Source organism: Stenotrophomonas sp. 86156_Sma, from assembly GCF_056481625.1.
On record NZ_CM151157.1, the window covers coordinates 138186 to 163638 of the forward strand.

Annotated in this window: 21 protein-coding genes; 15 read left to right on the plus strand and 6 right to left on the minus strand. The window is 67.2% G+C overall.

The features are described 5' to 3' along the window. Positions 1-686: 686 nt before the first annotated feature. Entirely contained in the window at positions 687-1301 is a 615-nt protein-coding gene (locus ACZK33_RS00565; protein WP_423175380.1) for a DUF938 domain-containing protein, read from the plus strand. Here the strand turns inward: ACZK33_RS00565 and ACZK33_RS00570 are convergent, their stop codons facing one another. The 3 genes from ACZK33_RS00570 to ACZK33_RS00580 all read right to left on the minus strand — a co-directional run bounded on the left by ACZK33_RS00570 (position 1302) and on the right by ACZK33_RS00580 (position 6729). Continuing rightward, on the minus strand, positions 1302-2624 hold the full coding sequence (locus tag ACZK33_RS00570; RefSeq protein WP_107431360.1) for a type II toxin-antitoxin system HipA family toxin: 1323 nt from the start codon (positions 2622-2624) through the stop codon (positions 1302-1304). Positions 2625-2627: 3 nt separating this feature from the next. Continuing rightward, complete coding sequence (locus ACZK33_RS00575) at positions 2628-2885, minus strand: helix-turn-helix domain-containing protein (protein WP_004134030.1); 258 nt, start codon at positions 2883-2885, stop codon at positions 2628-2630. 157 nt (positions 2886-3042) lie between these two features. Next, positions 3043-6729 carry an indolepyruvate ferredoxin oxidoreductase family protein gene (locus ACZK33_RS00580; protein WP_049421094.1) on the minus strand — a complete coding sequence of 1229 codons (3687 nt, stop codon included), beginning with the start codon at positions 6727-6729 and terminating at the stop codon, positions 3043-3045. 168 nt (positions 6730-6897) lie between these two features. Here ACZK33_RS00580 and ACZK33_RS00585 point away from each other — a divergent pair, with 168 nt between their 5' ends. Then, positions 6898-7533 carry a tetratricopeptide repeat protein gene (locus ACZK33_RS00585; protein ID WP_032128715.1) on the plus strand — a complete coding sequence of 212 codons (636 nt, stop codon included), beginning with the start codon at positions 6898-6900 and terminating at the stop codon, positions 7531-7533. 741 nt (positions 7534-8274) lie between these two features. Here ACZK33_RS00585 and ACZK33_RS00590 read toward each other — a convergent pair. Next, on the minus strand, positions 8275-9759 hold the full coding sequence (locus ACZK33_RS00590) for an AAA family ATPase (protein ID WP_423175377.1): 1485 nt from the start codon (positions 9757-9759) through the stop codon (positions 8275-8277). A gap of 123 nt (positions 9760-9882) precedes the next feature. On the opposite strand from ACZK33_RS00590, the gene ACZK33_RS00595 reads away from it, so the two are divergent. From ACZK33_RS00595 to ACZK33_RS00635, 9 genes are all read left to right on the plus strand, one after another. Next, on the plus strand, positions 9883-10512 hold the full coding sequence (locus tag ACZK33_RS00595; RefSeq protein ID WP_010487235.1) for a ParA family protein: 630 nt from the start codon (positions 9883-9885) through the stop codon (positions 10510-10512). 49 nt (positions 10513-10561) lie between these two features. Beyond that, the gene (locus ACZK33_RS00600; RefSeq protein WP_005407539.1) at positions 10562-11038 is read left to right on the plus strand and encodes a SixA phosphatase family protein; all 477 of its coding nucleotides are present in this window, start codon (positions 10562-10564) and stop codon (positions 11036-11038) included. 4 nt (positions 11039-11042) lie between these two features. Next, complete coding sequence (locus ACZK33_RS00605; protein WP_032128717.1) at positions 11043-11660, plus strand: YceI family protein; 618 nt, start codon at positions 11043-11045, stop codon at positions 11658-11660. Then, positions 11657-13708, plus strand: a complete 2052-nt coding sequence (locus ACZK33_RS00610; RefSeq protein ID WP_071228820.1) for a phospholipase D family protein — start codon at positions 11657-11659, stop codon at positions 13706-13708. Before ACZK33_RS00605 ends, ACZK33_RS00610 begins: the two co-directional genes overlap by 4 nt. A gap of 10 nt (positions 13709-13718) precedes the next feature. Beyond that, a complete protein-coding gene (locus ACZK33_RS00615) occupies positions 13719-14153 on the plus strand; it encodes a hotdog fold thioesterase (RefSeq protein WP_032128719.1) in 435 nt (144 codons plus the stop codon). A gap of 120 nt (positions 14154-14273) precedes the next feature. Continuing rightward, on the plus strand, positions 14274-15065 hold the full coding sequence (locus tag ACZK33_RS00620; protein WP_049398187.1) for a lysophospholipid acyltransferase family protein: 792 nt from the start codon (positions 14274-14276) through the stop codon (positions 15063-15065). Between the two features lie 52 nt (positions 15066-15117). Continuing rightward, positions 15118-16107: a YheT family hydrolase gene (locus ACZK33_RS00625; RefSeq protein WP_050509830.1), complete on the plus strand. Its 990-nt coding sequence runs from the start codon at positions 15118-15120 to the stop codon at positions 16105-16107. A gap of 56 nt (positions 16108-16163) precedes the next feature. Beyond that, positions 16164-18233: a tetratricopeptide repeat protein gene (locus tag ACZK33_RS00630; RefSeq protein ID WP_049398186.1), complete on the plus strand. Its 2070-nt coding sequence runs from the start codon at positions 16164-16166 to the stop codon at positions 18231-18233. A 10-nt stretch (positions 18234-18243) separates the two neighbouring features. Beyond that, positions 18244-18855, plus strand: coding sequence for a YbhB/YbcL family Raf kinase inhibitor-like protein (locus ACZK33_RS00635; RefSeq protein ID WP_049423164.1), 612 nt, complete (start codon positions 18244-18246; stop codon positions 18853-18855). 137 nt (positions 18856-18992) lie between these two features. Here the strand turns inward: ACZK33_RS00635 and ACZK33_RS00640 are convergent, their stop codons facing one another. Continuing rightward, positions 18993-19820: an META and DUF4377 domain-containing protein gene (locus ACZK33_RS00640; RefSeq protein WP_281056005.1), complete on the minus strand. Its 828-nt coding sequence runs from the start codon at positions 19818-19820 to the stop codon at positions 18993-18995. Between the two features lie 73 nt (positions 19821-19893). Then, positions 19894-20688: an undecaprenyl-diphosphate phosphatase gene (locus ACZK33_RS00645; RefSeq protein WP_012509682.1), complete on the minus strand. Its 795-nt coding sequence runs from the start codon at positions 20686-20688 to the stop codon at positions 19894-19896. A 224-nt stretch (positions 20689-20912) separates the two neighbouring features. Here ACZK33_RS00645 and glnA point away from each other — a divergent pair, with 224 nt between their 5' ends. From glnA to ACZK33_RS00665, 4 genes are all read left to right on the plus strand, one after another. Further along, a complete protein-coding gene (gene glnA / locus ACZK33_RS00650) occupies positions 20913-22322 on the plus strand; it encodes a type I glutamate--ammonia ligase (RefSeq protein WP_004153533.1) in 1410 nt (469 codons plus the stop codon). A gap of 343 nt (positions 22323-22665) precedes the next feature. Continuing rightward, positions 22666-23004 carry a P-II family nitrogen regulator gene (locus ACZK33_RS00655; protein ID WP_004134334.1) on the plus strand — a complete coding sequence of 113 codons (339 nt, stop codon included), beginning with the start codon at positions 22666-22668 and terminating at the stop codon, positions 23002-23004. A 21-nt stretch (positions 23005-23025) separates the two neighbouring features. Beyond that, a complete protein-coding gene (locus ACZK33_RS00660; RefSeq protein ID WP_423175374.1) occupies positions 23026-24456 on the plus strand; it encodes an ammonium transporter in 1431 nt (476 codons plus the stop codon). A gap of 229 nt (positions 24457-24685) precedes the next feature. Next, a complete protein-coding gene (locus tag ACZK33_RS00665; protein ID WP_423175373.1) occupies positions 24686-25432 on the plus strand; it encodes an N-acetylmuramoyl-L-alanine amidase in 747 nt (248 codons plus the stop codon). Positions 25433-25453 lie beyond the last annotated feature (21 nt).

The following is a 25453-nucleotide window of genomic DNA, read 5'->3' on the forward strand; positions in this document are numbered from 1 at the left end:
TCTCTCTCTCGCTTGCGTGCGGTTGGCAACGGGCCGGACCGATCACGTCAACTCCTCGACTTTCGCCAGCGCGGCGCGTCCGGGCAAGTGACTGCAGTCATGGTTGGGTGGGTTTCGGCAGGGCTGCGCCCTGCACCCGCAGAGGCTACAAGCCAAGGCAACGTCAAGGTCAACGTCGAAAGCTGGCCATCCGTGGGTTGGCGGGGTGGGTCCGGTTGCGGGGGACGCCGTAAATCCGTCCATGGAGGCTCGGTCGCGCCATCCATGGCGCTCACGCCCCCGCAACCGGACCCACCCCGCCTTCGACGGTTTTCTGCGAGCTGTTGGAACCTGCTGCTGTTGGTGGGTGCCGACCGTTGGTCGGCACGCGGTCGGATCACGTCTTAAAAATTGATATCTGACAGATGTGTCGACCAACGGTCGACACCTACCAACAGCACACGAAATCTGTCAGAGGCGGGGCGGTGTGGGTGGGCAGGACCGTTGGCGCCATGGATGGCGCCATCGAGCCCCCATGGATGGGTTTACGGCGTGTCCTGACCACCCACACCGCCCCGCCATCCCACGGAATGCCCGCTTCTGACGTTGACGTTGTCCTGGCCTGAAGCAGGTGCAGGGCTGCAAGCCCTGCCGAGCAACACCCCCTCGTGCACAATGGGGTCGACCCCGCCTGGACACCGTCCCTGATGTCGAGCAAGCCGTATTCAGAAGCCTGCGAGCGCAACCGCGAACCCATCGCCACCGCACTCGACCCGTGGATGGGCGACCGTCATCGGGTGCTGGAGATCGGCAGTGGCACCGGCCAGCACGCGGCCTTCTTCGCCGAGCGCTGGCCCTGGCTGCGCTGGCAGCCCAGCGATCATCCGGACCATCTGCCCGGCATCGAGGCCTGGCGTGCGGAGGCCGCGCTGCTCAATCTGCTGCCGCCGGTGGCGCTGCAGGTGGAACTACCTCCGGCGTCGGGCCTGTCGTTGCCCGAGGGCAGCACGTTCGATGCCGCATTCAGTGCCAACACGTTGCACATCATGGGCTGGGAGCATGTGCAGGCGCTGTTCGCCGCGCTGCCATCGGTGCTGCGGCATGGTGCGCTGCTGGCGGCGTACGGCCCGTTCAACTACGGCGGCCGCTACACCAGCGACAGCAACGCGCAGTTCGATGCCTGGCTGAAGGCGCGTGATCCACGCAGCGGCATCCGCGATGTGGAAGCGGTGCAGGCGCTGGCGGCGGACAACGGCTTCACCCGCCTGGGTGATGTGGCGATGCCGGCCAACAACCGGTTGCTGCTGTGGCGGCTGGGGTGATCAGGCGTCCGGCGACATGCTGGAAAGGCGTGCCGCCGCAGCGCGCAGCCCGTTGAAAATGGGTTCGGACACGTTTACGGGGAAATCACTTGGGAGCTGACGCGTGACCTGCTCGATGGCGGGTTCGACGGCTGCGATCAGCGCTTCGATCCACGGCTCCGCACCATCAGCGACACCACAGGCGCGTGCGGTTTCGTTCCAATGGCGTCGTCGCACAAGGTGCAGCTTCCGGTGGCGATTCTTGCCCTGTACGGACATGGCGAGCTGTGCATTCCGCGGGTCGAGCTGGTTTGGCCCCCTGCCCAGGATGGGATGCACCGACAATACGTCGTAGACGGGTGTCAGGCGGAAGCGTCCACCGGCTTCGAGGTAAACACTGAAGTTCTTGGCATGTCCATCGGTTGCAGCCAACATCCAGAAAAGAATCTGCGTCTTGAAGAAGGTCGCCCGATCCTCGAAATGCTCGGATTGTCGAAGCAGATCCATGATGGTCACGATGCCTGGGCCGCCATCGGATTCATACTTCCTGGCAGCGGGTAGACCGAAGACCTGGCACATGTCTTCCTGCGGCAGCCGCAGCCACCACCGGCGATCCGCAGAAAGGCGGCGGTCGAATCGCTCCACAATAAGCGCGCGTTCGTCCTTGAAGCGTCCCATCTGCGTATTCGCAACGGGGATTCCAAAGGCGGAAAGCAGTTGCATGCACAGCCATTCGTTCTCGACGGATTGGTGCATGTCCGCCCGCATGTTGCCCACAATGCCAAGCGGCAGCTTGAAGATATGGGTGGATGGGGTACTGCCGGTAGGAATGCACCACTGGCCAGCATGCAGCAGAAGTCCCGTCTTCTCCTGCGCACCGGCGATGGATATGCGGAACGCATCATCACTGGTGGGTGCGCCAGGTAGATTCCCTGCCGTCACCTGACGCAGGATCGCAGCGACGCCTGATTCGTCCAACGCTTCGCACGTAATCTGCTGGATGTCCCCCGGTGTATGCGAAAGCGGCAGCAGTTGCACTGCGCCGACGCAATCCCGGCCAATGGCTTCGAGAAGATCGAACGTGTCGCTGCTGCGCGTGGAGAACCTGTCGCGGATCCGGTTGCGGATGACGGCGTTGTCGGGAAGAAGGTTGTCGAAGTAGTTGTTGACGACATCGCCCCGATGGCTCTCACCCTCCGGGAGCAGGGGCAGTGAGAGTGACAACGGCCGGGACTGGGCGGAGCTGATCCACGAGTCGACGTACGAAAGCCGGGAAGAGCCGCTCCGGGCATCATCCCAGAGCGCGACCTCGACACCATTCATCCAGACCCGCAGCGTACCCATGGCTCACCACTCCAACGTTGACGTTGTCTCCGGGGGGCTTCGCTGCTGCAATCTGACTTCCAGACCCAGCACTGCCCAGACCCGCATCAGCCGTTCGAAGCTTGCCGATGCCGGGTCGCGCTCCAATGCGCCTACTGCCTGGCGGCTTATGCCGAGCTGTGCCGCCAACTGCGCCTGGCTCAGGCCCGCCTGGCGCCTGAACGCACGCATCAGCGGTGCCAGTTGTTGAGGTGTCCTCACCGTGTGCAGCGGCCTGTCCATATCGGCAGTCCCCTAGAAAGTGGCCGTACGCGAACGTGTACGCAAAGGATAGGTTGCATTACGACAAGCAACCTATCTCTTTCCTTCGCTGGAGGCAACCTATCGATTGCTATCTCAATATGCAATCAATAGGTTGCTTTCGTGCCGTCAGCGGTGCTCAAGCCACCTGCACGATGTGCAGCGCCTTTGGGTTCCGCCACTGCGCCAGCAGGGCGGCTTCGCGCGCCTTGGCCTGCTCGAAATGCGCTTCCTTGACGTGGCCGAAGCCGCGGATGTGCTCGGGCACGCTGGCGATCTCCACCGCCAGCGCCAGGCGGTCGTCATCCAGGCCGTCCAGCAGCAGCTGCACGGTGGCCTCATAATCGCCGATCAGCTTGCGCTCCATGCGGCGTTCCTCGGTACGACCGAACACATCAAGCCGGCCGCCGCGAAGGAACTTCAGCTTGGCCAGCAGGCCGAAGGCCTTGAACATCCACGGGCCGTATTCCTTCTTCAGCAACCGGCCCTGCTCGTCCTTCCTGGCGAACAGCGGCGGTGCCAGGTGGAAACGCAGCTGGTAATCGCCCTCGAACTGCTGCTGCAGGCGGCGCTGGAAGTCGCCGCTGGTATACAGGCGGGCCACTTCGTACTCGTCCTTGTAGGCCATCAGCTTGAACAGGTAACGGGCTACGGTCTCGGTCAGCGCGGTGGAACCGCCGATGCGGTCGGCTTCGGCGGCGCGCACGCGCTCGACCAGGCTGCGGTAGCGGTTGGCGTAGGCAGCGTCCTGGTACTCGACCAGGAACGCGGCGCGGCGCTCGATCATTTCATCCAGCGAGCGCGACAGGCGCGCGTCGTCCAGCGGCAGGAATGCCACGTCGCCACCGTGCGAGGGCAGGCCACGCAGTTCGCGTTCGTCGCCGGTGTTGCGCGGTGCGGCGGTGGCGCCCCATTCGTTGCCCTCCCACTCGCCCGGCGGCAGCGGATGCAGCGGGCCCGGGGTGGATTCGGTATCGGTGTGGCGGTTGCGCACCAGGCCGGCAGCCTGCTGCACAGCCTGCGGGTCGACCACGGCCAGGCGGCCCCAGGCGAAGGCCTGCTGGTTCATCGCCACGGCCGCACCGTTGAGCTCGATGGCGCGCATCAGCGACTCGAACGACAGCGGCACCAGGCCCTGCTGCCACGCATAGCCGAGGATGAACAGGTTGGCGGCGATCGCATCGCCCAGCAGCGCGGTGGCCAGCTGGGTGGCATCCAGCAGCAACGGCTCCTGGCCGCCCAGCGCCACGCGCACACCGGCCACGATGTCGGCGGCGGGGAACTGCATGTCCGGGCGGGTGGTGAAGGTACCGGGCATCGCTTCGTAGGTGTTCAGCACCACCTGCGAACGGCCGGCACGCACCTTCGACAGGGCCCAGTAGTCGTTGACCACCACCATGTCGCAGCCCACCACCAGGTCAGCCTCACCGGCGGCGATGCGCACGGCGTGGATGTCTTCAGGGCGACGGGCAATGCGGATGTGCGTGGTCACCGCGCCGCCCTTCTGTGCCAGGCCGGTCTGGTCGAGCACGGTCGCACCCTTGCCTTCCAGGTGGCCGGCCATGCCCAGCAGCGCGCCGATGGTCACCACGCCGGTACCGCCGACGCCGGTGATCAGGATGTTCCAGGGCTGTTCGAGGGTGCCGCGGATGGCCGGTGCCGGCAGGTTGTCCAGCAGGGTGGAAGCATCGCGCTTGCTGCCCTTGCGCGGCTGGCCACCGTGCACGGTGACGAAGCTCGGGCAGAAACCGTTCACGCAGGAATAGTCCTTGTTGCAGTTGGACTGATCGATCTCGCGCTTGCGCCCGAACTCGGTTTCCTTCGGCAGTACCGACACGCAGAAGCTCTTCTTGCCGCAGTCGCCACAGCCTTCACAGACCAGCGAATTGATCAGCACGCGCTTCTGCGGATCTTCCAGCTTGCCGCGCTTGCGGCGGCGGCGCTTCTCGGTGGCGCAGGTCTGTTCGTAGATCAGGATCGAAACACCCTTCACCTCGCGCAGGCGCTTCTGCACCTCATCCAGCTCGCTGCGGTCGTGGAACTCGACGTCGCTGGGGAAGTGCTCGCGCTGGCCGGTCCACTTGCCGATGTTGTCCGACAGCACCACGATGGTGTGGATGCCTTCGGCGCGCATCTGCTTTGCGATGTCGGGCACGCTCAGCGGGCCGTCCACCGGCTGGCCGCCGGTCATCGCCACCGCGTCGTTGTAGAGGATCTTGTAGGTGATGTTGACGCCGGCGGCGACCGCCTGGCGGATCGCCAGCGAGCCACTGTGGAAATAGGTGCCGTCGCCCAGATTCTGGAATACGTGCGGGGTGTCGGTGAACGGCGCCTGCCCGGCCCAGGTCACGCCTTCGCCGCCCATGTGGGTGAAGGTGTCGGTGCTGCGGTCCATCCAGGTCACCATGTAGTGGCAACCGATGCCGGCCAGCGCCCGCGAGCCTTCCGGCACCTGGGTGGAGGTGTTGTGCGGGCAGCCCGAGCAGTAGTGCGGTACGCGCGGGAAGCTGGCGCGCGGCAACGCAAGCTCGGCTTCCTTCTCCTGCATCCACTGCAGGCGCTGCTCGATCGATTCGTTGTTGAAGAACTTCTGGATGCGGCGGCCGATCACGCCGGCGATGGTGGCCGGCGTCAGCTCACCGGTGGACGGCAGGATCCATTCGCCGCTCTCGTCGTACTTGCCGACGATCGACGGGCGCTGGCCCCAGCTGGCCGGCCAGTTGAAGAACTGTTCCTTCATCTGGCGCTCGATGAAGGCACGCTTCTCCTCCACCACGATGATGTCTTCCAGGCCCTGCGCGAAGCGCGCGATGCCCTGCGGTTCCAGCGGCCAGGTCATGCCGACCTTGTACACGCGGATGCCGATGTCGGCGCACGCGGCTTCGTCCAGGCCCAGGTACTCCAGCGCCTGCAGCACGTCCAGGTAGCTCTTGCCGGTGGTGACGATGCCCAGCCGCGCGCGCGGCGCATCCATCACCACCTTGTCGATGCCGTTGGCGCGGGCAAAGGCCTGTGCGGCCTTCACCGCATAGCGGTGCAGGCGCATTTCCTGGTCCAGCGGCGGGTCTGGCCAGCGGATGTTGAGGCCACCCGACGGCATCTCGAAGTCTTCCGGCAGCACGATGCGGCGCGCCATCGGATCGACCTGCACCGACGCCGACGATTCCACCGTCTCGGCGATCGTCTTGAAGCCGACCCAGCGGCCGGTATAGCGGCTCATCGCCCAGCCCAGCAGGCCCATGTCGAGGATGTCCTGCACGCCGGCCGGGTTCAGCACCGGCATCATCGCGCTGACGAACTCGTCCTCGCTGCCGTGCGGCAGCGTCGAACTGCGGCAGGCATGGTCATCGGCGGCCAGTGCCAGCACGCCACCGTAGCGCGAGGTGCCGGCGGCATTGGCGTGCTTGAACACGTCGCCGCAGCGGTCCACGCCCGGGCCCTTGCCGTACCACATGCCGAACACGCCCTGCACGTTGGCGCCGGGGAACAGGTTGGTCTGCTGCGTGCCCCACACCATGGTGGCGCCCAGGTCCTCGTTCAGGCCCGGGGTGAACTTCACCTTGGCTGCTTCAAGGTGCTTGCGCGCGCGCCACAGCTCCAGGTCGAAGCCCCCCAGCGGGCTGCCACGGTAGCCGCTGACAAAGCCGGCGCTGTCGATGCCTTCGGCGGCGTCGCGCAGCCGCTGCATCAGCGGCAGCCGCACCAGCGCCTGCACGCCACTCAGATAGATCCGCCCCTCGCTGCGGGTGTACTTGTGGTCGAGCGTGTAATCACGGTCGAGCAGGTCGGCGGACGAGGGCGAAGTGAGTTGCGCGGTACTGGTCATGGCTGGCCCGGTAGGATCGGCTGGCACCGGCCGCGTGCAGGCACGCGGCGGGAAAGGCGCGAATTGTAGCAGCGGGGCCGCGAGGCCCCGGCACTCGCGCCCGCGGCGGTGCTGGGGTTAGGATCGGGGAGAGAGAGGGAGGCTGCAGTTGCGGCCTGGGGAGAAGGGATGTCAGTTCCAGGAAAGATCCTGGCCAGCGTGCTGCTGGCCTCGGGAGTGGCCACTGCGTGGGCCGCGCCGGCCGTGCCGGCACCACAGGAGTTCTACTTCGACAACGACCTGGCGGCAACGCCGATGGTGGCGGTGCAGGGCGAGGGCGATGAGCTGGTGGCCCAGCTGGTCAAGCTGCGTGAGCGCGGCCGCCGCGCGGTGGAAGCGACGGTGCAGCTGGCATCGGTGGCCGGCGCGCAGGGCCGTGGCGAGCTGGCCGAGCAGCTGTATGGCGAGGCGATGAAAGAGGCGCCGGCACAGAGCAGCAGCGGCCGCAGCGTGCGCTGGAACTACGGTTGGGACCTGCTGCGCCAGGGCAAGCCGGAGGCGGCGCTGGAACAGTGGCTGGTATCGGCCAGCAACGCCCGTACGAAGCCCACCTGGGTGCCACCGACCTATGCGTTGGCATTGTGGCGGATGGGGCAGAAGCAGGAGGCGGTGCAGTGGTATGCGGCTGCGGTACGCACCGAGCCGACGCAGTGGAGTACCACGGCCAACTATGGGCAGCTGCTGCCGCAGTGGCGTGAGGATGAGCGCGCGTCGCTGGCCGAGGTGCAGCAGGCCTGGGCGGCCGCACCACCTGCCTGGCCCTGAGGGAAGGGGTTCGGCCGGGTTGCACCCGGCACCCGCAGAGGCAACAGCCAAAGCCAAAGCAACAGCAACAGCGGGCAATCTGTGGGATGGCGGGGCGGTGTGGGTTGGCAGGACACGCCGTAAACCCCCCTCCGGGGTCCGGCCCAGCCGGTGGCGGCTGGGCGTTCGGGCGCTTGCGAGGCATGCCTTGCAGGCAAAGCGCCCTCACCCATGGGGGCTCGATGGTGCCTTGCTCGTGTGCGCTGTCCTGCGCACACGGCAAGACCGGGGTTGGGCGTCCTGCCCAACCCGCCCGAGGCATGCCTCGGGCCCATGGCGCCAACGGTCCTGCCAACCCACACCGCCCCGCCTCCGACAGTTCCCAGCTGCTGGTAGGTGTCGGCCTTGGTCGACACGATGTCCACGCCATGCGCGAATGAATCCACATCGGAATCGAGTATTCGATATCTGATCGAAATGCAGCCGAGTGTGGGCTCGGCTCTACAAAGAGCGGCCGGCCAAGCGCTTTTGCCTTTGCTTCTGCTCTTCTTTTTTCTTTTCCGTGGCGGACGCACTCGGAAATTGTCAGAGGCCGGGCGGGATGGGTTCGCGGGGGTGTCCGCGGCATGGATGCCGCGGCCAAGCCCCCATGGACGGGTTGACGGCGTCCCCCGCGAATCCATCCCGCCCGGCCAAGCGCGGCTTTTGATGTTCACAGTCAACCAGCCGCCACGAGGGGCTGCGCCGTTCGCTGGAAACCCCTCAGTCGTCCGCGGAAACCGTCCGCCCCGACGCCCACGCACGCAGTGCTTCTACCTGCTCGGCCATCAGCACCGACAGCGGCCGCGTGGCACGGATCTCGTTCATCAGCAGCTCGGTGTCCAGCGGCCGGCCCTCGGCATGCGCCGCATACAGGCCAGCCACGATCGCCTGCTCGATCTCGGCGCCGGAGAAGCCGTTGGCTGCCGCCGCCAGCGCCGGCAGCGCGAAGTCGTCACCATTGAGCTGGCGTCGCCCCAGGTGCAGCCGCAGCAGTTCCACGCGCACTTCGGGCGTGGGCAGGTCGACGAAGAAGATCTCGTCGAAACGGCCCTTGCGCAGCAGCTCGGCGGGCAGCTCGTGCACCTGGTTGGCGGTGGCGACGATGAAGACCGGCGCCTTGCGCTCGGCCATCCAGGTCAGCAGGTAGCCGAGCACGCGGCGCGATACGCCACCGTCCTCGCCACCGCTGGCCAGGCCCTTCTCGATCTCGTCCATCCACAACACGCAGGGCGCGAGTTGTTCGGCCGAGGCCAGTGCCTGGCGCAGGTTGGCTTCGGTCTCGCCGTGGTACTTGTTGTACAGCGCGCCCACGTCCAGGCGCAGCAGGGGCACGCCGAAGCCGGCGGCGGTGGCTTTGGCCAGCATCGACTTGCCACAGCCCTGTACGCCCAGCAGCAGCATGCCGCGCGGCGGGTCCAGCCCGGCCGGGGCGGAGCCGGCAATGAACGCCACCCGCCGCTGGTTGATCCAGCGCTTGAGCCGGTTGGCGCCGGCCACATCGCCGAAGCGCGCGCTGTCATGTTCGAAGAACAGGTGGCCGCTGCGGTTGAGCAGCTCGAATTTCAGCCGCGCCAGCTGTGGCAGGTCGTCGTCGCGCAGTGCGCCGTCGGCGTAGATCAGCTGGCGCGCGATGCGCCGGGCATCGACCAGGCTCAGGCCCTGCAGGTTCTTCAGGATTTTCTTCACCGCCTCGCTGTCGACTTCAACCCGGCGGCCGCCATGCTCGCGCGCATAGGCGTCGGCCTCCTCGCGCAGCATCTTCAGCAGGGCATTGGCATCGGGCAGGCGCGGGTTGAAGCGCACCGCCAGCGCTTCCAGCTCGGCCGGCAGCTCCACTTTGGCACCGATCAGCACCAGCACATGCGGCTCGCTGTGGCGGCGCTGGATCAGGTCGCGCAGGGCGCGCTGGTGGCTGGCATAGCCCAGGTAGGGATGGAAATCGAGCAGCAGGTAGACGCCGCGCTGGTCGGCCTGGCGGATCATCTGCAGGGCCGCGCTGGCATCGGGCGGCCCGACCGGCGGGTCTTCGCTGTCCAGGTCGATCCGGCGCAGGCCCTCGGTGATCGACCAGCGGTGCAGGGCCCGCCAGACGTGCATCAGCGTCTGCCGGAACAGCTCGACGATGCGACCCTCGTCCTGGGTCTCGATGACGATCAGTGGGGTATTGGCGCGGATCAACGCGCTCAGATCCTGCAGTTCGCTCATGCCGGTTCGATCCTTCGGGGGCGCCACGATAGCAAAGGCGATGGCCGCTGGTTCAGCACGACGCTACCTCCCGTCACCATCACCGGTGTACGCTCGGGGCACGTACCCGGAAGCGAGGCTGGCATGAAGACGATCCTGGTGGCCGGTTCCAAGGGCGGGGTGGGCAAGACCACCGTCGCCACCCACCTGGCCGCGTACGCGGCATTGCAGGGCAAGGCCACGGTGATTGCCGATGCCGACCCGCAGGGTTCCAGCACCCGCTGGGCACAACGCCGTGCCGGGCTGGAAAGCGCGGTGCTCCCCATCGACGTGTATCGGAAGAAGCAGTGGGCGCAGAAGCTGCCCGACGGCACCGACACCGTCATCATCGATGCGCCGGCCGGTGCCCTGGCTGACGATATTCCCCATTTCCTCGACGCAGCCGACGCGGTGGTGGTACCGGTGCTGCCCTCGGCGCTGGACATCGAAGCGATCGTCGGCTTCCTCAACAGCCTGGCCCAGAACCCGCGCGTGCACAGCCGCAAGCTGCCGGTGGGGCTGGTGCTCAACCGTACCAAACCATGGACCCAGACCTCGCAGCAGGCGCTGCAGATGCTGGGTGAATGGCCGTACCCGGTGGTCGCGCAGCTGCGCGACAGCCAGAGCTATGTGGTCATGACCGGCCTGGGCCGCAGCCTGTTCGACTACCGCTCGGCCCAGGTGCGCGAGCACCAGGCCGACTGGGAGCCGCTGCTGTCCTGGCTGAAGCTTTGATGCCTGCGTCACTCTTTCTGCTGCATCCTCTTCTTCATGGAAACCCGCGATGCGTGAACTGATCCTGCTGCGCCATGCCCATGCCGAACCGGCTACCCCCGGCCAGGCCGACCTCGACCGGCCGTTGTCGCCGGTGGGGCTCGCCGAAGCCGAAGCCGCCGGCAAGTGGCTGAAGGAGAACAACCTGCTGCCGGACTGTGTGCTGTGCTCACCGGCGCGGCGCACCCGGGAGACCCTGGAAGCCGTGCTCGGCACCATCGGCTATGTCGAGAAGCGCCTGGAAGACCGCATCTACGAGGCTACCCCCGGCACCCTGGCGGCGCTGGTGGACGACCGCCGTGACCTCGACCGGGTGCTGATCGTCGGCCATAACCCCGGCCTGGAGCGCCTGGTGGCGTTGATGACGGAAGGCACCAGCAGCGACTATCGCGGCATGCCGCCGGCCGGCATTGCCGTGCTCGGCTTCCCGCGCGAGGCCTCGATCGAGCCGGGCGTGGCCAGCCTGAACGCGTTCTGGTGGCCGTGATCCAATGAGCCTGGCGCGGCGCAGCCGCTTCCTGCTGCCCGTGCTGCTGGCTTCCGGCGCGGCCTGGGCTGCCGCGCCACCGCCAACGCCCTTGCCGCCGGTGGTCGCTGAAGCGCACCGGGTCCTGCACCTGGATACCCAGCGCTCGCAGATCGGTTTCGAGGTGCGGACCCGCTTCGGGCAACGCATCGAAGGCCTGTTCCCGCACTTCGAGGGTCGCATCGAGATCCTCTCCGACGGCCGCCATCAGGTGCACCTGAAGATGTTCACGCGTTCGGTCGAGATCCCCGGCAAGGCGCGCTACACCGGCTGGATGCGCGGCGAGGAGTTCTTCGACGCAGGCCGCCACCCGGTGGTCGAGTTCGACTCGCTGCCGTACTGGCCGGAGACCGTGGAAGACGGGGGCGACATCAACGGGCGGCTGACCCTGCGCGGGATCAGCCACCCCGAGACACTGAAGGTCGAGAAGGCGGATTGCGCCCGACCCGGCTATGATTGCGACGTCGTCAGCCGCGGTACCGTGCAGCGAGGCCGGTATGGAATGGACAGCTGGCAGCTTGCCTTGAGTGACCGAGTGACCTTCGTATTGCGAGCGCGCCTGAGCGAGGCGCCGAAACCGTGAACCTCCTGCTGCGTGTACTGGCGCTGGCAACCGTGTTGCTGGGCAGCGGTTGTGCATCGCTGTCCAATGCCGAGCGCGACCGCGCCGAAGCGATCGCCGTGCAGGCGCGCTCGATCCAGGTCGACTGTCAGCGCGCCGACCGCTGCGCACAGGATTCGCCGCTGCGGGCGTTGGCCGGCCGGGCGTTCACCGAATCCACCCCGGAGCAGCCGCGCCACTACGCCACCCTGCTGGACGAGGGGGAGGGCGCCCTGGTGGCGCGCCTGAACCTGCTGCGCAGTGCCACCCGCAGCATCGACCTGCAGACCTACATCTTCGACAAGGACGACAGCGCGCGGCTGGTCATCGACGAACTGCTGGCCGCGTCGCGGCGCGGGGTGAAGGTGCGGGTGCTGATCGACCAGCTCTCGGCGATCTCCGACCTGGAGATCCTCGGCGCGCTGTCCGGTGCCCACCAGAATTTCCAGCTGCGGGTCTACAACCCGACCTTCGGCAAGGCCCGGCTGAACTACTTCGATTACGCCGGCAGCGTGCTGTGCTGCTTCCGTCGCTTCAACCAGCGCATGCACAACAAGCTGCTGGTGATCGACGATGCGATCGGCGTGGTCGGCGGCCGCAACTACCAGGACGACTATTACGACTGGGATCGCGAGTACAACTTCCGCGATCGCGACGTCATGATCGCCGGCCCGGAAGCACGGGCGATGGCGGCCAACTTCGATGCGTTCTGGCGCGCCAAGCGCAGCGTGCCGGCCGAGCGCCTGAATGACGTGGGCCGCACCCTGCTGCGCGAAGGCGTGCCGGTGCTGCCGCCCGCCACGTTCCGCCGCCCGGAGCGGGTGCAGCGGGTCAGCGCTGAAGCCAATGACATGGAGTTCGTCACCCGTTCCTTCGTGGATACAGCGCTGCCGGTGGCCTCGGTGCGCTACGTCGCCGACCTGCCGCGCAAGCACCGCCGCGAGAAGGCCGATGCCCCGCTGGCCGGCCAGCACGTGACCGAGCCGCAGCTGGATGCACTGATCGCCGGCGCGCAGAAGGAAGTGATCCTGCAGACGCCGTACCTGGTGCTGTCCAAGCCGGCGCAGAAGCTGTTCCGCGAGCTGCGCAAGCGCCCGCAGCCGCCGCGCGTGGTGGTGTCCAGCAACAGCCTGGCGGCCACCGACAACCCGATCGTGTATGCGCTGTCGTACAAGTACAAGCGGCGCAACATGCGCGAACTGGGCTTCAACATCTTCGAATACAAGCCGTTCCCGCTGGATGCACCGGTCGACTACCGCAATCTGCTGCCCGACCCGATCGCCGCGCCCGGAGGCGACGACGACGGTGGGCGCAATCCGCTGATCGGCGGCAGCGCCGCTGGCAGCAATGCCGGTGGTGGCAGCGACGGGGATCTGGCCGCGCCCCGCAAGCAGGTGGCGGTGCATCATCCGCGTACCGGCAGTGCCTACCAGAACGCGCGCGAACGTCGCCGCGCCGCCGGCAGCGAGGTGGAAACGCGCCTGCTGCGCACCGAGACGCGTCCGTCGTTCCTGGGCAGCAAGGCGGTCAACAAGCCGTTGCCGGTCACCCGCAAGGGCGCCCGCATGGGCCTGCACGCCAAGTCGCTGGTGGTCGATCGCCGCATCGGCGTGGTCGGCACCCACAACTTCGATCCGCGCAGCGAGAACTACAACACCGAAGGCGCGGTGATCATCGACGATCCGGTGTTTGCCGAGCAGCTGGCCGAGAGCATCCTGCGCGATACCCATCCGCAGAACTCGTGGACAGTGGCGCCGCGGGCCAAGCCGCCAGTGCTGTCGGGCCTGAACTACAGCGTCGGAAAAGCCTCCGAAGCGCTGCCGATCCTCGACTTCTGGCCGTGGCGCTACGCCACCGACTACGAGTTCAAGCCCGGTCCGGACTGCCCGCAGCCGCTGCCACGGCAGGACCCGGCGTTCCACAACTGCTACGTCGCCGTCGGCGACTTCCCCGAAGTCAACGTCGGCCCGAAGTGGCTGCTGGTGCGCATGCTGACTGCATTCGGCGCCGGCCTCGTTCCCATCCTCTGAAGGTGCCCGCATGACCCAGGTATTCCGCGAAGCCGTTTCCATCGAGCAGCTCAACGCGCTCAGCCGCAACACGGCGATCGAATCCCTCGGCATCGTCTTCAGTGCTGCGGGCGAAGACTGGCTGCAGGCCACCATGCCGGTGGACGAGCGCACCCGGCAGCCGTACGGCATCCTGCACGGCGGTGCCTCGGTGGTGCTGGCCGAGACCCTGGGCAGCAGCGCCGGCAACCTGTGCGTGGATACCGGCAAGCAGATCTGCGTGGGCCTGGAAATCAACGCCAACCACGTGCGCGCCGTGCGCTCGGGCACGGTCACCGGCACCGCCCGCGCGCTGCACGTGGGCCGCAGCACCCAGCTGTGGGAGATCCGCATCGAAGACGAGCAGGGCCGGCTGGTGTGCATCTCTCGGCTGACCCTGGCGGTGGTGGCCGCCGGCCACGGTTGAGCCCCCGGCGGGCGTGTTGACGGCGGCAGAACCCAGCGTTCCCTGCCGATTGCCCCGGTCAATGGCGGTTATGGCCTAAATCGGCTGGCAGCTGCTGCGGCGCTCCGGTATCGTGCGCGGATGACTTCCCCCACTCCGGCCCCCCGTGGCGGCGTGGCGCGTGTGTGCCGTTACCTGTACCGCGTACCGCTGCTGTTGGTCCACATCATCGTGTTCCTGCCGCTGATCCTGATCGGCATGCTCCCGCCGTGGGGCGAGCTGCGCGTGGGCGAGGATACCTTCGGGGCGAAGGTGGTGAACTGGTGGCAGGGCGGCCTGATGTGGATCTTCGGCTTCCGCCTGTCACGGGTGGGCCAGCCCTTGCCCGGTGCCGTGCTGTTCGTCGCCAACCACGTCAGCTGGGTCGACATCTCCATCCTGCACAGCCAGCGCATGATGGGCTTCGTCGCCAAGCGCGAAATCGCCAGCTGGCCGCTGGTCGGTTGGCTCGCCGCGCGCGGGCAGACCATCTTCCACCAGCGCGGCAACACCGAATCGCTCGGTGGCGTGATGCAGGTGATGGCCGATCGCCTGCGTGCCGGCAAGGCAGTAGGCGTGTTCCCGGAAGGGCGCACCCGCGGTGGCCATGAAGTGGGGCCGTTCCATGCCCGCATCTTCCAGGCCGCGGTCGAAACCGGTGTTCCGGTGCAGCCTGTGGCGCTGGTCTATGGGTTCAAGGGTGACGCACAGACCATCGTGGCATTCGGCCCGGGCGAGAGTTTCGCCGCCAATTTCCTGCGCCTGCTGGGTGAGCCGGCGCGGCATACCGAAGTGCATTTCCTGGAGCCGATCGGTACCCAGGACCTGGAAGGCCGTCGACGCATCGCGGAAACCTCGCGCGCGCGCATCGTGGCGGCCATGAGCACCGGCTGAGGGCACGGTGGCCCTGGTCCCGCCACCCGTCCTGGACGCCGGTACACCGACGTTGCATGCGACTGACTACCAGCCGCCGCGCTGGCTGCGCAATCCGCACCTGCAGTCGATGCTCAGCTCCAGCCGCATGCGCCTGCAGCGCGGCCTGCTGCTGCTGGCCGCCACCGGTGCGGTCAGCGAAGAGCTGATCCTCGACGGCGGTGATGGCGTGCGCCTGCAGGGCTGGCACAGCCATGTCGAAGGCCGCGAACCGAAGGGCATGGCCCTGCTGCTGCATGGCTGGGAGGGCAGTGCCGAATCCAGTTACATGCGCATGGCTGCCGCGCGCATGATCGAACAGGGTTTCGATGTGGTGCGGCTGAACTTCCGCGACCATGGCAACACCCACCATCTGAACCCCGGCATCTTCCACTCCAACCTGATCGATGAAGTGGTGCATGCCGCGGGTGACATCGCCCAGCGCTGGCCGCAGCTGCCGCTGGTGGCCGCCGGCTATTCGCTGGGTGGCAACTTCGTGCTGCGCCTGGCCCTGCGCGCGCCGGCTGCCGGCGTGCCGCTGCTGCGGGTGGCCTCGGTGTGCCCGGTGCTGGACCCGGGGCTGACGATGGAGAGCATCGAAAACGGCCCGGCGATGTACGACTGGTACTTCCGCCGCAAATGGGCCGGCTCGCTGCGCCGCAAGCGCGATCTGTTTCCCGAGCTGAGCGACTGCGACGACCGCGTGCTGAAGCTGGACATCCGTGCACTGACTGCCTGGCTGGTCGAACGGCACACCACCTTCGGCTCGCTGCAGGCCTATTTCGATGGCTATTCGATTGCCGGTGACCGCCTGTCCACCCTGCAGGTGCCGGCCGACATCCTGATGGCGCAGGACGACCCGGTGATCCCGTACGCGACTTTCAGCGATTGGCAGCTGCCGCGCCAGGCGCACCTGGAAACCGCCTGCTGGGGAGGCCACTGCGGCTTCCTGGAAAACTGGCGGGGTGACGGCTTCTCCGAGCGCTGGGTGGCGCAGCGCCTGCAGCGGGTGCTGGCGGGCTGAACCGGCACCGGTGCGTGGACCGCTACAATGCGGGTTTGCACTTGAACCGGACCGCCATGCAAGACCAGATCATCCAAGCGTTGCGCCAGAACCAGGCCGACCAGGCCGTGCAGCTGGCCCAGGCGTGGACCCGTGATGAACCCGGCCAGGCCGAAGCCCACCGCTGGCTGGCGCTTGCGCTGCAGCAGCAGGGCAAGGCCGAGGATGCGATGGAGGCGCTGCAGCAGGCGTTGCAGCTGGCCCCCGATGATGCCCAGCTGCACCTGCAGCACGCTGGCCTGCTGCTCGCCCTGCGCCAGTACCAGGGCGCTGACGAAGCGCTGGCACGTACCACCGGGCTTGACCCGAACTCATTCGCCGCCTATCTGATGCAGGCGCACCTGGCGATCGGCCGCAACGACTTCGATGAAGCCCAGCGCCTGTCCACGCTGGCCTCGCGCGTTGAGCCGGACCACCCGGAACTGCTGACCATCGACGGCATGATCGCGCTGCGCCGCGACGACCCGGATCGTGCGCTGACGCTGCTGTCGGCGGCCAACCAGGCGCAGCCCAACGACACCCGCGTGCTGTACGCACTGGGCTTCGCCTACCTGGGCAAGGACATGCTGGCCTTCGCCGAGCAGGCGTTCCGCCGCGTGCTGGAACTGAACCCGGCCATCAGCTCGCTGCATGGCCTGGTAGTGCAGTTGGCGCTGCGCCAGGGCAACCTGGAGGCGGCTGCCGAAGCGATGCAGATCGCGCTTCAGCAGGAAGGCATGGATACGCCGTCGATGCGTCGCCTGGCCGGTGAACTGTCGCTGCGCGGCGGCCAGCCGCTGCAGGCGCTGGACCATCTGCTGCCGTTGCTGGAATCGATCCCCGACGATCGCCAGGTGCTGCAGCTGCTGCTGATGTCCTGGCAGCGCCTGGGCCGCGAAGACGAGGCCCGCGCGCGCCTGGACGCGGCCCTGGAACAGCATCCGCAGCTGCATGACCTGTGGCTGGCACGCCTGGCCGTGGAAGAAGTCGGCAGCCCGACCGCCGCGGCGACCGTGGAGCGCTGGATGGACGCGATGCCGGGTCATCTGCCGGCACTGGAAGCACGCCTGCGCCTGCATGACATGGTGGGCGAACACGAACAGGCCGAAGCCATCGCCGAACGTATCGTCAGCCTCGAACCGGGCCGCGTCAGTGGCGAAACACGCCTGGTCGAAGGCCTGCTGCAGCGTGATCCGGTCGCCGCGATCGCGCGCGTGCAGGCGCTGATCGACAGGGCGCCGGACGGCCATCGCGCCGACCTGCGTACCTGGCTGGGTGAAATCCAGGACCGCGCTGGCCAGCCGGAACAGGCGCTGCAGACGTGGATGGCGCTGCAGGCCGACCAGGCACCGCAGCGCCTGCCGCTTCCGCCGCAGGCCAAGGCGCCGCCGAGCTGGCCGGAGAAGGGCGAGATCGACAGTGATGCCAGCTCCGCGCCGATCTTCCTGTGGGGTGCGCCGGGTTCGGGCGTGGAGCGGGTTGCGACCGGCCTGGCGGCCGCCAGCCCGGTGCTGCGCAGCGACCGCTACACCAGCAATCCGCCGGATGATGCATTCCAGAACTACCACACGCTGCAGGACCTCGCCTCCGGCGTGCTGACCCCGGAGCGGCTGGTGCAGCGCTGGCGCGAGCAGCTGCCGGCGCGTGGCCTGCAGGGCGATGCCGTCATCGACTGGCTGCTGTGGTGGGACAACGCCCTGCTGTGGGCGCTGCGCCCGCAGCTGCCGCAGGGACGACTGGTGCTCGTGCTGCGTGATCCGCGCGACATGCTGCTGGACTGGGTGGCCTACGGCGCTGCCGCTCCGCTGGCGATGACCTCGCTGGCTGAAGCCAGCGAATGGCTGGCGCGCGGGCTGGCGCAGGTTGCCACCCTGCATGAGGAAGAACTGTATCCGCACGTGCTGCTGCGCATCGACCAGATCGGCAATGATCCGCACGCGATGGCCGAGCTGCTGGGACGCCTGTTCGAGCGGCAGATGCCGCCGGCCGCACAGCTGGGCGCACCGCGCTTCCCGCCGGGCCACTGGCGCAACTACCGCGACGTGATGAGCGCCGCCTTTGCCAAGCTCACCCCGATTGCGGTGCGCCTGGGTTACCCGGAAGAGTAAGGAGAAGCCGATGCAACTGAGCAGCCACAGCCTGACCAACGGCGCGCCGATCGACCGCGCGTTCGCCGCCGGCGATGCCACCGGCTTCGCGCCGGACCGCAATCCGCACCTGGCCTGGAACGGCGCACCGGAAGGCACGCGTTCGTTCCTGCTGGTGTGCGTGGACCCGGATGTGCCGACCGTTGCGGAAACGGTCGGCCGCAGCGACATGACCGTGCCGCGCGACCAGCCGCGCTGCGACTTCGTGCACTGGGTGATGGCCGATATTCCGGCCTCGGTGCAGGAGATCGCCGCCGGCAGCTGCAGCGATGGCTTCGTGGTGAAGGGCAAGACCGCACCGGCTGGCCCGGCGGGCAGCCGCCAGGGCCTGAACGACTTCACCGGCTGGTTTGCGGGCAACCCGGACATGGCCGGCGATTACCTGGGCTATGACGGCCCCTATCCGCCGTTCAACGACGAACGCGTGCACCGCTATTTCTTCCGCGTGTTCGCGCTGGATGTGGCCTCGCTGGAGCTTCCGGCGCGCTTCACCGCCGCCGACGCATATCGCGCCATGCACGGCCACGTGCTGGCCGAAGCCGCACTGCATGGCACCTACACGTTGAACCCGGCGCTGGGCTGAGCGGCACGATGGGGAGAGCCGGCCGCTGGCCGGCTTTGCTTCCGTAGAGTCGAGCCACCATGAAAAGGGGCGGCCGGCCAGCGGCCGGCTCCACCCACCACGAAGAAGGGCGACCTCGCGGCCGCCCTTCTGTCGTCTTACTTCTTCTCGATGGCCGACTCGACCACCATGTCCAGCACGTACGCCTGCGACGGCGCATCGGCCGGCGGGTTCTTCACTTCGTAGCGCTTCACGCGCACCACGTTGCGCACGCCGTCCTCGTGGGTGTAACCCTCGATGTTGCCGTAGAAGTTCTCGAACTTGCCCGGCTCACCCTGCTTCAGGCCCTTGTCGTCGAACTTCACTTCACGCACCTGCAGGCACTGGTAGTCCGGGATCAGCGGGTGCGAGCACTTCTCGGTCTTGGCGGCCACTTCCAGGAATACGGTTTCGCCGGCGCCGCCGTAGCGGGTTTCAGCGGTCGGTTCCGGGTTGAACACCAGCACATCGCCCTTCGCGTTGGTCAGGGTCAGCTTGCCATCGGCATCCTGCTCGGCCTTCAGCTCGCCCTGCAGGCGGCTCGACACGGCCTCGTCCAGCGCCATCAGCGCCTTGTCAGTGCAGGCCATCATGGTCGAGGCCATCGCACTGACCGTCAGCTTGCCGTCGGCCAGGGTGTAGCCGCCACCCATGTGGTTGCAGGCGTTGCTGACCGACAGGCGGCCATCCGCGAAGTCCAGGGTGACCGGCTTGTCTTCGCGGGCGAACAGCGCGTCGATGCGCTTGCCGTCGGCGGCGGTGGCCTGCTGCAGCAGCCAGTGCTGGCTCTGCAGGCGCTGCGCGTCCAGGTGCGCCAGCGTCTGCTGGTCTGCTGCCTTGGCCGCGGCCGGGGCCACGTCGTCGCCGCCGGTGCCGGCCGGGGCCGGGGTCTGGCTGCAGGCGGCCATCAGGGCCAGCGGGAGGAGCAGGGTGAGCTTGCGGTTCATGGTGATTCTCCTTGGGGAACCGTGGGGGAAACGGGGTGGGGCCGGCAACGGGGTTACCGTGCCCCGGCGCTGTTCAGCTGCCGGACGGCAACCACAGCAGCAGCGCGGCGCCCAGCGCGATGCGGTAAAGCGCGAACGCGGTGAACTTGTGCGATTTGATGTAGCCCATCAGCCACTTCACTACGACGAAGCCGGTGACGGCCGCGGCAAGGAAGGCCACGCCCACCTCGGTCCAGTTCTCGCTGCCCAGCTGTCCGGCCTTGGCCATTTCCAGGAAGGTGTAGGCGCTGGCGGCGAACATGGTGGGAATGCCAACCAGGAACACGAACTCGGCAGCCGCCGCGCGGCGGCTCAGGCCCAGCAGCATGGCCAGGAAGATCGCCGAGGCCGAACGCGAGGTGCCGGGGAACACGCCGGCCACCACCTGCGCCAGGCCGACGCCGATCGCCACGGTCCAGGTCACCTGGTCGCGGTCGGGCAGGCGCGCGGTGTAGGCCTCCACCAGCAGCATCCAGATGCCACCGATGATCAGTGCCCAGGCCACCGGGCTGACCGTCTCGGGCAGCGACCAGCCGGCTTTGCGCACCACCAGGCCGACCACGGCGGTGACCAGGAAGGCCGCGCCCAGCTTGAATACGTACTCGCGGTTCTCGCGCTGCCCGAAGCCGGTGGCCAACTGCAGCAGGCGCTGGCGGAACACCAGTACCACCGCCACGATCGCGCCGGCCTGGATGACGATGTTGAAGAAGTCCGAACGGGCACCCAGCCAGTGCTGGGCGATGAGCAGGTGGCCGGTGCTGGAGATCGGCAGGAACTCAGTCAAGCCTTCGAGGATGCCCAGCAACAGGGCGGAGAGCAGGTCGGACATGGACGGTGCGGGCACGCGCGGCAGGAAGGAAGAAGGTCGAGAGGATAGACGATCACTGCCGCACCAAACGGGTGCGTCCGCTGTCGGCTGCACCCATTTGGTGCGCACGGTTCTGCACCGCTGCGGGGCGGCCTTTTTGAAATCAATGACTTGCAGACTGCGAAAAGTTGGCACGGTCGTTGCTGTACCTCAGCAGGCATTCATCCCCATCCGAGGTCGTACCGATGTCCGTGGAAAACGTTGAGAAGCTGATCAAGGACAACCAGATCGAGTTCGTCGACCTGCGCTTTGTCGACATGCGTGGTGTCGAGCAGCACGTGACCTTCCCGGTCAGCATCGTCGAGCCGTCGCTGTTCGAAGAAGGCAAGATGTTCGATGGCAGCTCGATCGCCGGCTGGAAGGGAATCGCCGAATCGGACATGGTGCTGCTGCCGGATACCGCCAGCGCCTACGTCGATCCGTTCTACGCCGATCCGACCATCGTGATCAGCTGCGACATCCTCGATCCGGCCACCATGCAGCCGTATGGCCGTTGCCCGCGCGGCATCGCCAAGCGCGCCGAGGCCTACCTGAAGTCCTCCGGCATCGCCGAAACCGCGTTCTTCGGCCCGGAGCCGGAATTCTTCATCTTCGATTCGGTCCGCTTCGCCAATGAAATGGGCCACACCTTCTTCCAGGTCGACTCGGAAGAAGCGGCGTGGAACAGCGGCGCCAAGTACGACGGCGCCAACAGCGGCTACCGTCCGGGCGTGAAGGGCGGCTACTTCCCGGTGCCGCCGACCGACACCCTGCACGACCTGCGCGCCGAGATGTGCAAGACCCTGGAACAGGTCGGCATCGAAGTGGAAGTGCAGCACCACGAAGTGGCCACCGCCGGCCAGTGCGAGATCGGCACCAAGTTCAGCACCCTGGTGCAGAAGGCCGACGAACTGCTGCGCATGAAGTACGTGATCAAGAACGTCGCGCACCGCAACGGCAAGACCGTCACCTTCATGCCCAAGCCGATCGTCGGCGACAACGGCAGCGGCATGCACGTGCATCAGTCGCTGTCCAAGGGCGGCACCAACCTGTTCTCCGGTGACGGCTACGGTGGCCTGAGCCAGCTGGCGCTGTGGTACATCGGCGGCATCTTCAAGCATGCCAAGGCCATCAACGCCTTCGCCAACTCGGGCACCAACAGCTACAAGCGCCTGGTGCCGGGCTACGAAGCACCGGTGATGCTGGCCTACTCGGCCCGCAACCGTTCGGCTTCGTGCCGCATTCCGTGGGTGTCCAACCCGAAGGCACGCCGCATCGAAATGCGCTTCCCGGATCCGATCCAGTCCGGCTACCTCACCTTCACCGCGCTGATGATGGCCGGCCTGGACGGCATCAAGAACCAGATCGACCCGGGCGCACCGAGCGACAAGGACCTGTACGACCTGCCGCCGGAAGAAGAGAAGCTGATCCCGCAGGTCTGCTCCTCGCTGGACCAGGCGCTGGAAGCGCTGGACAAGGACCGCGAGTTCCTGAAGGCCGGCGGCGTGATGAGCGATGACTTCATCGACGGCTACATCGCGCTGAAGATGCAGGAAGTGACCAAGTTCCGCGCGGCCACCCACCCGCTGGAATACCAGCTGTACTACGCCAGCTGACCGGTGGCGATGGCGGTGGGCTTCCCCCTCCCACCCGCCGCCATCGCTTCCGTCTTCGCGGCTGGGGAGCCGCAGGGCGGGCCCCGACCCGCCGTGGTAGAGCGGGCCGCTGGCCCGCTGCAGTAGAGCGGACTGTTGGTCCGCTGAAACAGGGGCAAGAGAGACCGGATACGCGACCAGGGCCGCCCTCCCTCCCGCGTCGGTCGTGCAAGGAGAGAGGCACGGCCGTCCCGGCCCTGTACGTGTCCGGTGCAACAGCCACGGCCATCATCCTGATGGCCGCTGGTTGCCTGATGCCAACGCGCGCTGGCGCGCTGGCCCCATCCACCCTCGGGACATGCGCATGAAACTGATCTCCGCCATCATCCGGCCGTTCAAGCTCGACGAGGTCCGCGAGGCCCTCTCCGACGCAGGCGTGTCGGGCATCACCGTGACCGAAGTGAAAGGCTTCGGCCGCCAGAAGGGCCACACCGAGCTGTATCGCGGCGCCGAGTACGTCGTCGACTTCCTGCCCAAGATCAAGATCGAAACCGTGGTCACCGACGAGCGTGCCGACGCGGTGATCGAAGCGATCCAGTCGTCGGCAGGCACCGGCAAGATCGGTGACGGCAAGATCTTCGTCACCGCCGTCGAACAGGTCATCCGCATCCGCACCGGCGAAATCGGTGCCGACGCGCTGTAACCCCTTTCCGGAGACTCCCCCATGAAGATGCGCCTTCTCACCGGGTGGCAAGCCCGGTTCCACTTCGTGTGCCTGTTGATGCTGCTCAGCGCGCTGGCCGCCGGTGCGTGGCCGGGCAGTGCCCACGCTCAGGCCCAGATCTCGCCGCTGCCGAGCGAAAGCGTGGCGGTCGAACCGCTGCAGGATCCGGTCGCTGCGGCCGCCGCACCGGCCGCGGCTGAAGCCGCCGCGACCTACGACCATGGCGACGTGGCCTGGATGCTGACGTCCACCCTGCTGGTGTTGCTGATGGTGGTGCCGGGCCTGGCGTTGTTCTATGGCGGCCTGGTGCGTTCGAAGAACGTGCTGTCGGTGCTCAGCCAGATCCTGGTGGTGTTCTCGCTGGTGCTGCTGCTGTGGGTGGCCTATGGCTACAGCGCGGTGTTCAGCGCGGGCAACCCATTCTTCGGCTCGTTCACCGAATTCGCCTTCCTCAAGGGCTTCACTCAGGAGTCGGTCGGCAACACCCCGATCAAGGGCCTGCCGGACTACCTGTTCGTCGCCTTCCAGTCGACCTTTGCTGGCATCACCACCGCGCTGATCGTCGGCGCGTTCGCCGAGCGCATCAAGTTCCGTGCGGTGCTGCTGTTCTCGGCGCTGTGGTTCACTCTCAGCTACATCCCGATGGCGCACATCGTCTGGGGTGGCGGCTACCTGGGTGAGATGGGCGCGATCGATTTCGCCGGTGGCACCGTGGTCCACATCAACGCAGGTGTGGCCGGTCTGGTCGCCGCGTGGTTCGTCGGCAAGCGCCTGGGCTATGGCCAGACCGCGCTGAAGCCGCACAACGTGCCGTTTACCTATATCGGCGCGATGCTGCTGTGGGTCGGCTGGTTCGGCTTCAACGCGGGTTCCGCCGCTGCCGCCGATACCGTCGCCTCGCTGGCCTTCCTCAATACCGTGCTGGCCACGGCCGCTGCCGTACTCGGTTGGACGCTGGTGGAAGCGATCAGCAAGGGCAAGCCGTCGGCACTGGGCGCGGCCTCGGGCGCCGTGGCCGGCCTGGTCGGCATCACCCCGGCCTGCGGCACCGTCGGCCCGCTCGGCGCGATCATCATCGGCTTCGTCGCCGGCGTGGTCTGCGTGTGGGGTGTGACCGGCTTGAAGCGCCTGCTGAAGGTGGACGACACCGCCGACGTGTTCGGTGTGCATGGTGTCGGCGGCATCGTCGGTGCGATTCTCACCGGTGTGTTCAGTGCGCAGTCGCTGGGCGGCACCAAGGCCGATCTGGATATCGCCCATCAGGTCTGGGTGCAGGTGGTCAGCGTCGGCCTCACCGTGGTGTGGTCGGCGGTGGTGACCACGCTGATCCTGCTGGTGGTGCGCAGCGTGGTTGGCCTGCGCGTGACCGAGGAAGCAGAGCGCACCGGCCTGGATGTGACTTCGCACGGCGAATCCGCCTACGACGCCTGAAGTAGCGGCAGAGCTATTGCATTGATGTTGTGGGTGCCGACCATTGGTCGGCACTTCCACTGTCCTCGTTCTGGTAGGTGCCAAGCTTGCTTGGCACGGGGTCTGGGTCTGCTCTGGTGGGTGCCGACCGTTGGTCGGCACAGCCGGAGTGGCGCATCCACGCCTGGCGTGGACCTACAGAATCTCCTTGTGACATGCATCATCGCGCCTGATCGCGCACAATCAGGCCATGCACCCGATCCGCACCGCCCTGATGCTCTCGGCCTGCCTGCTGCTGGCCGCCTGTGCCTCCGCGCCGCAGGAAACCCGCAACCCGCTCGCCACCTGGGTGCCGTCGCCGAACCAGAACGCGCGCACGCCCGTCATCATCGTCATCCATCACACCGAGCAGAAGTCAGTCCAGCAGAGCCTGCGTACGTTGCGCACGGCCAACAGCGGTGGACCGGTCAGCGCGCACTACCTGATCGGTGCCGATGGCCATCGCTATCAGCTGGTTGCCGATGAGCGCCGCGCCTGGCACGCCGGCGCCGGGCGTTGGGGCACCATCACCGACCTCAACTCGGCATCGATCGGCATCGAGCTCGACAACGACGGCCGCAGCCCGTTCAGTGCGGCGCAGATCGAATCGCTGATCGTGCTGCTGCGCGATCTCACCACCCGCCTGAACATTCCGCCGCGGCAGGTGATCGGCCATGCCGACCTGGCGCCGACACGCAAGCAGGATCCGAGCCGGTTCTTCCCGTGGCAGCAGCTGGCCGAGGCCGGTTTCGGCGTCTGGCCGCGCGCGGCCGACGGTGCGGCACCGGAAGGCTTTGACGCGTGGAGTGCGCTGGCCCGCTTCGGCTATCCGCTCGACAACCGGGACGCCACCGTCGCAGCCTTCCACCGCCGTTTCCGTGGCCGCGACGACCTGCCGAAGACACTGGATGCCGAAGACGCCCGCATCCTGCATTCCCTGCTGCTGCAGACGCCGTGAACCATGCCTGGCGCGTTCGCT

What these genes read in the sequence shown, in the direction of transcription:
- ACZK33_RS00565 (WP_423175380.1), top strand. Translation starts at nt 687, where the DNA reads ATGTCGAGCAAGCCGTATTCAGAAGCCTGCGAGCGCAACCGCGAACCC.
- ACZK33_RS00570 (WP_107431360.1), bottom strand. Translation starts at nt 2,624, where the DNA reads ATGGGTACGCTGCGGGTCTGGATGAATGGTGTCGAGGTCGCGCTCTGG.
- ACZK33_RS00575 (WP_004134030.1), bottom strand. Translation starts at nt 2,885, where the DNA reads ATGGACAGGCCGCTGCACACGGTGAGGACACCTCAACAACTGGCACCG.
- ACZK33_RS00580 (WP_049421094.1), bottom strand. Translation starts at nt 6,729, where the DNA reads ATGACCAGTACCGCGCAACTCACTTCGCCCTCGTCCGCCGACCTGCTC.
- ACZK33_RS00585 (WP_032128715.1), top strand. Translation starts at nt 6,898, where the DNA reads ATGTCAGTTCCAGGAAAGATCCTGGCCAGCGTGCTGCTGGCCTCGGGA.
- ACZK33_RS00590 (WP_423175377.1), bottom strand. Translation starts at nt 9,759, where the DNA reads ATGAGCGAACTGCAGGATCTGAGCGCGTTGATCCGCGCCAATACCCCA.
- ACZK33_RS00595 (WP_010487235.1), top strand. Translation starts at nt 9,883, where the DNA reads ATGAAGACGATCCTGGTGGCCGGTTCCAAGGGCGGGGTGGGCAAGACC.
- ACZK33_RS00600 (WP_005407539.1), top strand. Translation starts at nt 10,562, where the DNA reads ATGCGTGAACTGATCCTGCTGCGCCATGCCCATGCCGAACCGGCTACC.
- ACZK33_RS00605 (WP_032128717.1), top strand. Translation starts at nt 11,043, where the DNA reads ATGAGCCTGGCGCGGCGCAGCCGCTTCCTGCTGCCCGTGCTGCTGGCT.
- ACZK33_RS00615 (WP_032128719.1), top strand. Translation starts at nt 13,719, where the DNA reads ATGACCCAGGTATTCCGCGAAGCCGTTTCCATCGAGCAGCTCAACGCG.
- ACZK33_RS00620 (WP_049398187.1), top strand. Translation starts at nt 14,274, where the DNA reads ATGACTTCCCCCACTCCGGCCCCCCGTGGCGGCGTGGCGCGTGTGTGC.
- ACZK33_RS00630 (WP_049398186.1), top strand. Translation starts at nt 16,164, where the DNA reads ATGCAAGACCAGATCATCCAAGCGTTGCGCCAGAACCAGGCCGACCAG.
- ACZK33_RS00635 (WP_049423164.1), top strand. Translation starts at nt 18,244, where the DNA reads ATGCAACTGAGCAGCCACAGCCTGACCAACGGCGCGCCGATCGACCGC.
- ACZK33_RS00640 (WP_281056005.1), bottom strand. Translation starts at nt 19,820, where the DNA reads ATGAACCGCAAGCTCACCCTGCTCCTCCCGCTGGCCCTGATGGCCGCC.
- ACZK33_RS00645 (WP_012509682.1), bottom strand. Translation starts at nt 20,688, where the DNA reads ATGTCCGACCTGCTCTCCGCCCTGTTGCTGGGCATCCTCGAAGGCTTG.
- glnA (WP_004153533.1), top strand. Translation starts at nt 20,913, where the DNA reads ATGTCCGTGGAAAACGTTGAGAAGCTGATCAAGGACAACCAGATCGAG.
- ACZK33_RS00655 (WP_004134334.1), top strand. Translation starts at nt 22,666, where the DNA reads ATGAAACTGATCTCCGCCATCATCCGGCCGTTCAAGCTCGACGAGGTC.
- ACZK33_RS00660 (WP_423175374.1), top strand. Translation starts at nt 23,026, where the DNA reads ATGAAGATGCGCCTTCTCACCGGGTGGCAAGCCCGGTTCCACTTCGTG.
- ACZK33_RS00665 (WP_423175373.1), top strand. Translation starts at nt 24,686, where the DNA reads ATGCACCCGATCCGCACCGCCCTGATGCTCTCGGCCTGCCTGCTGCTG.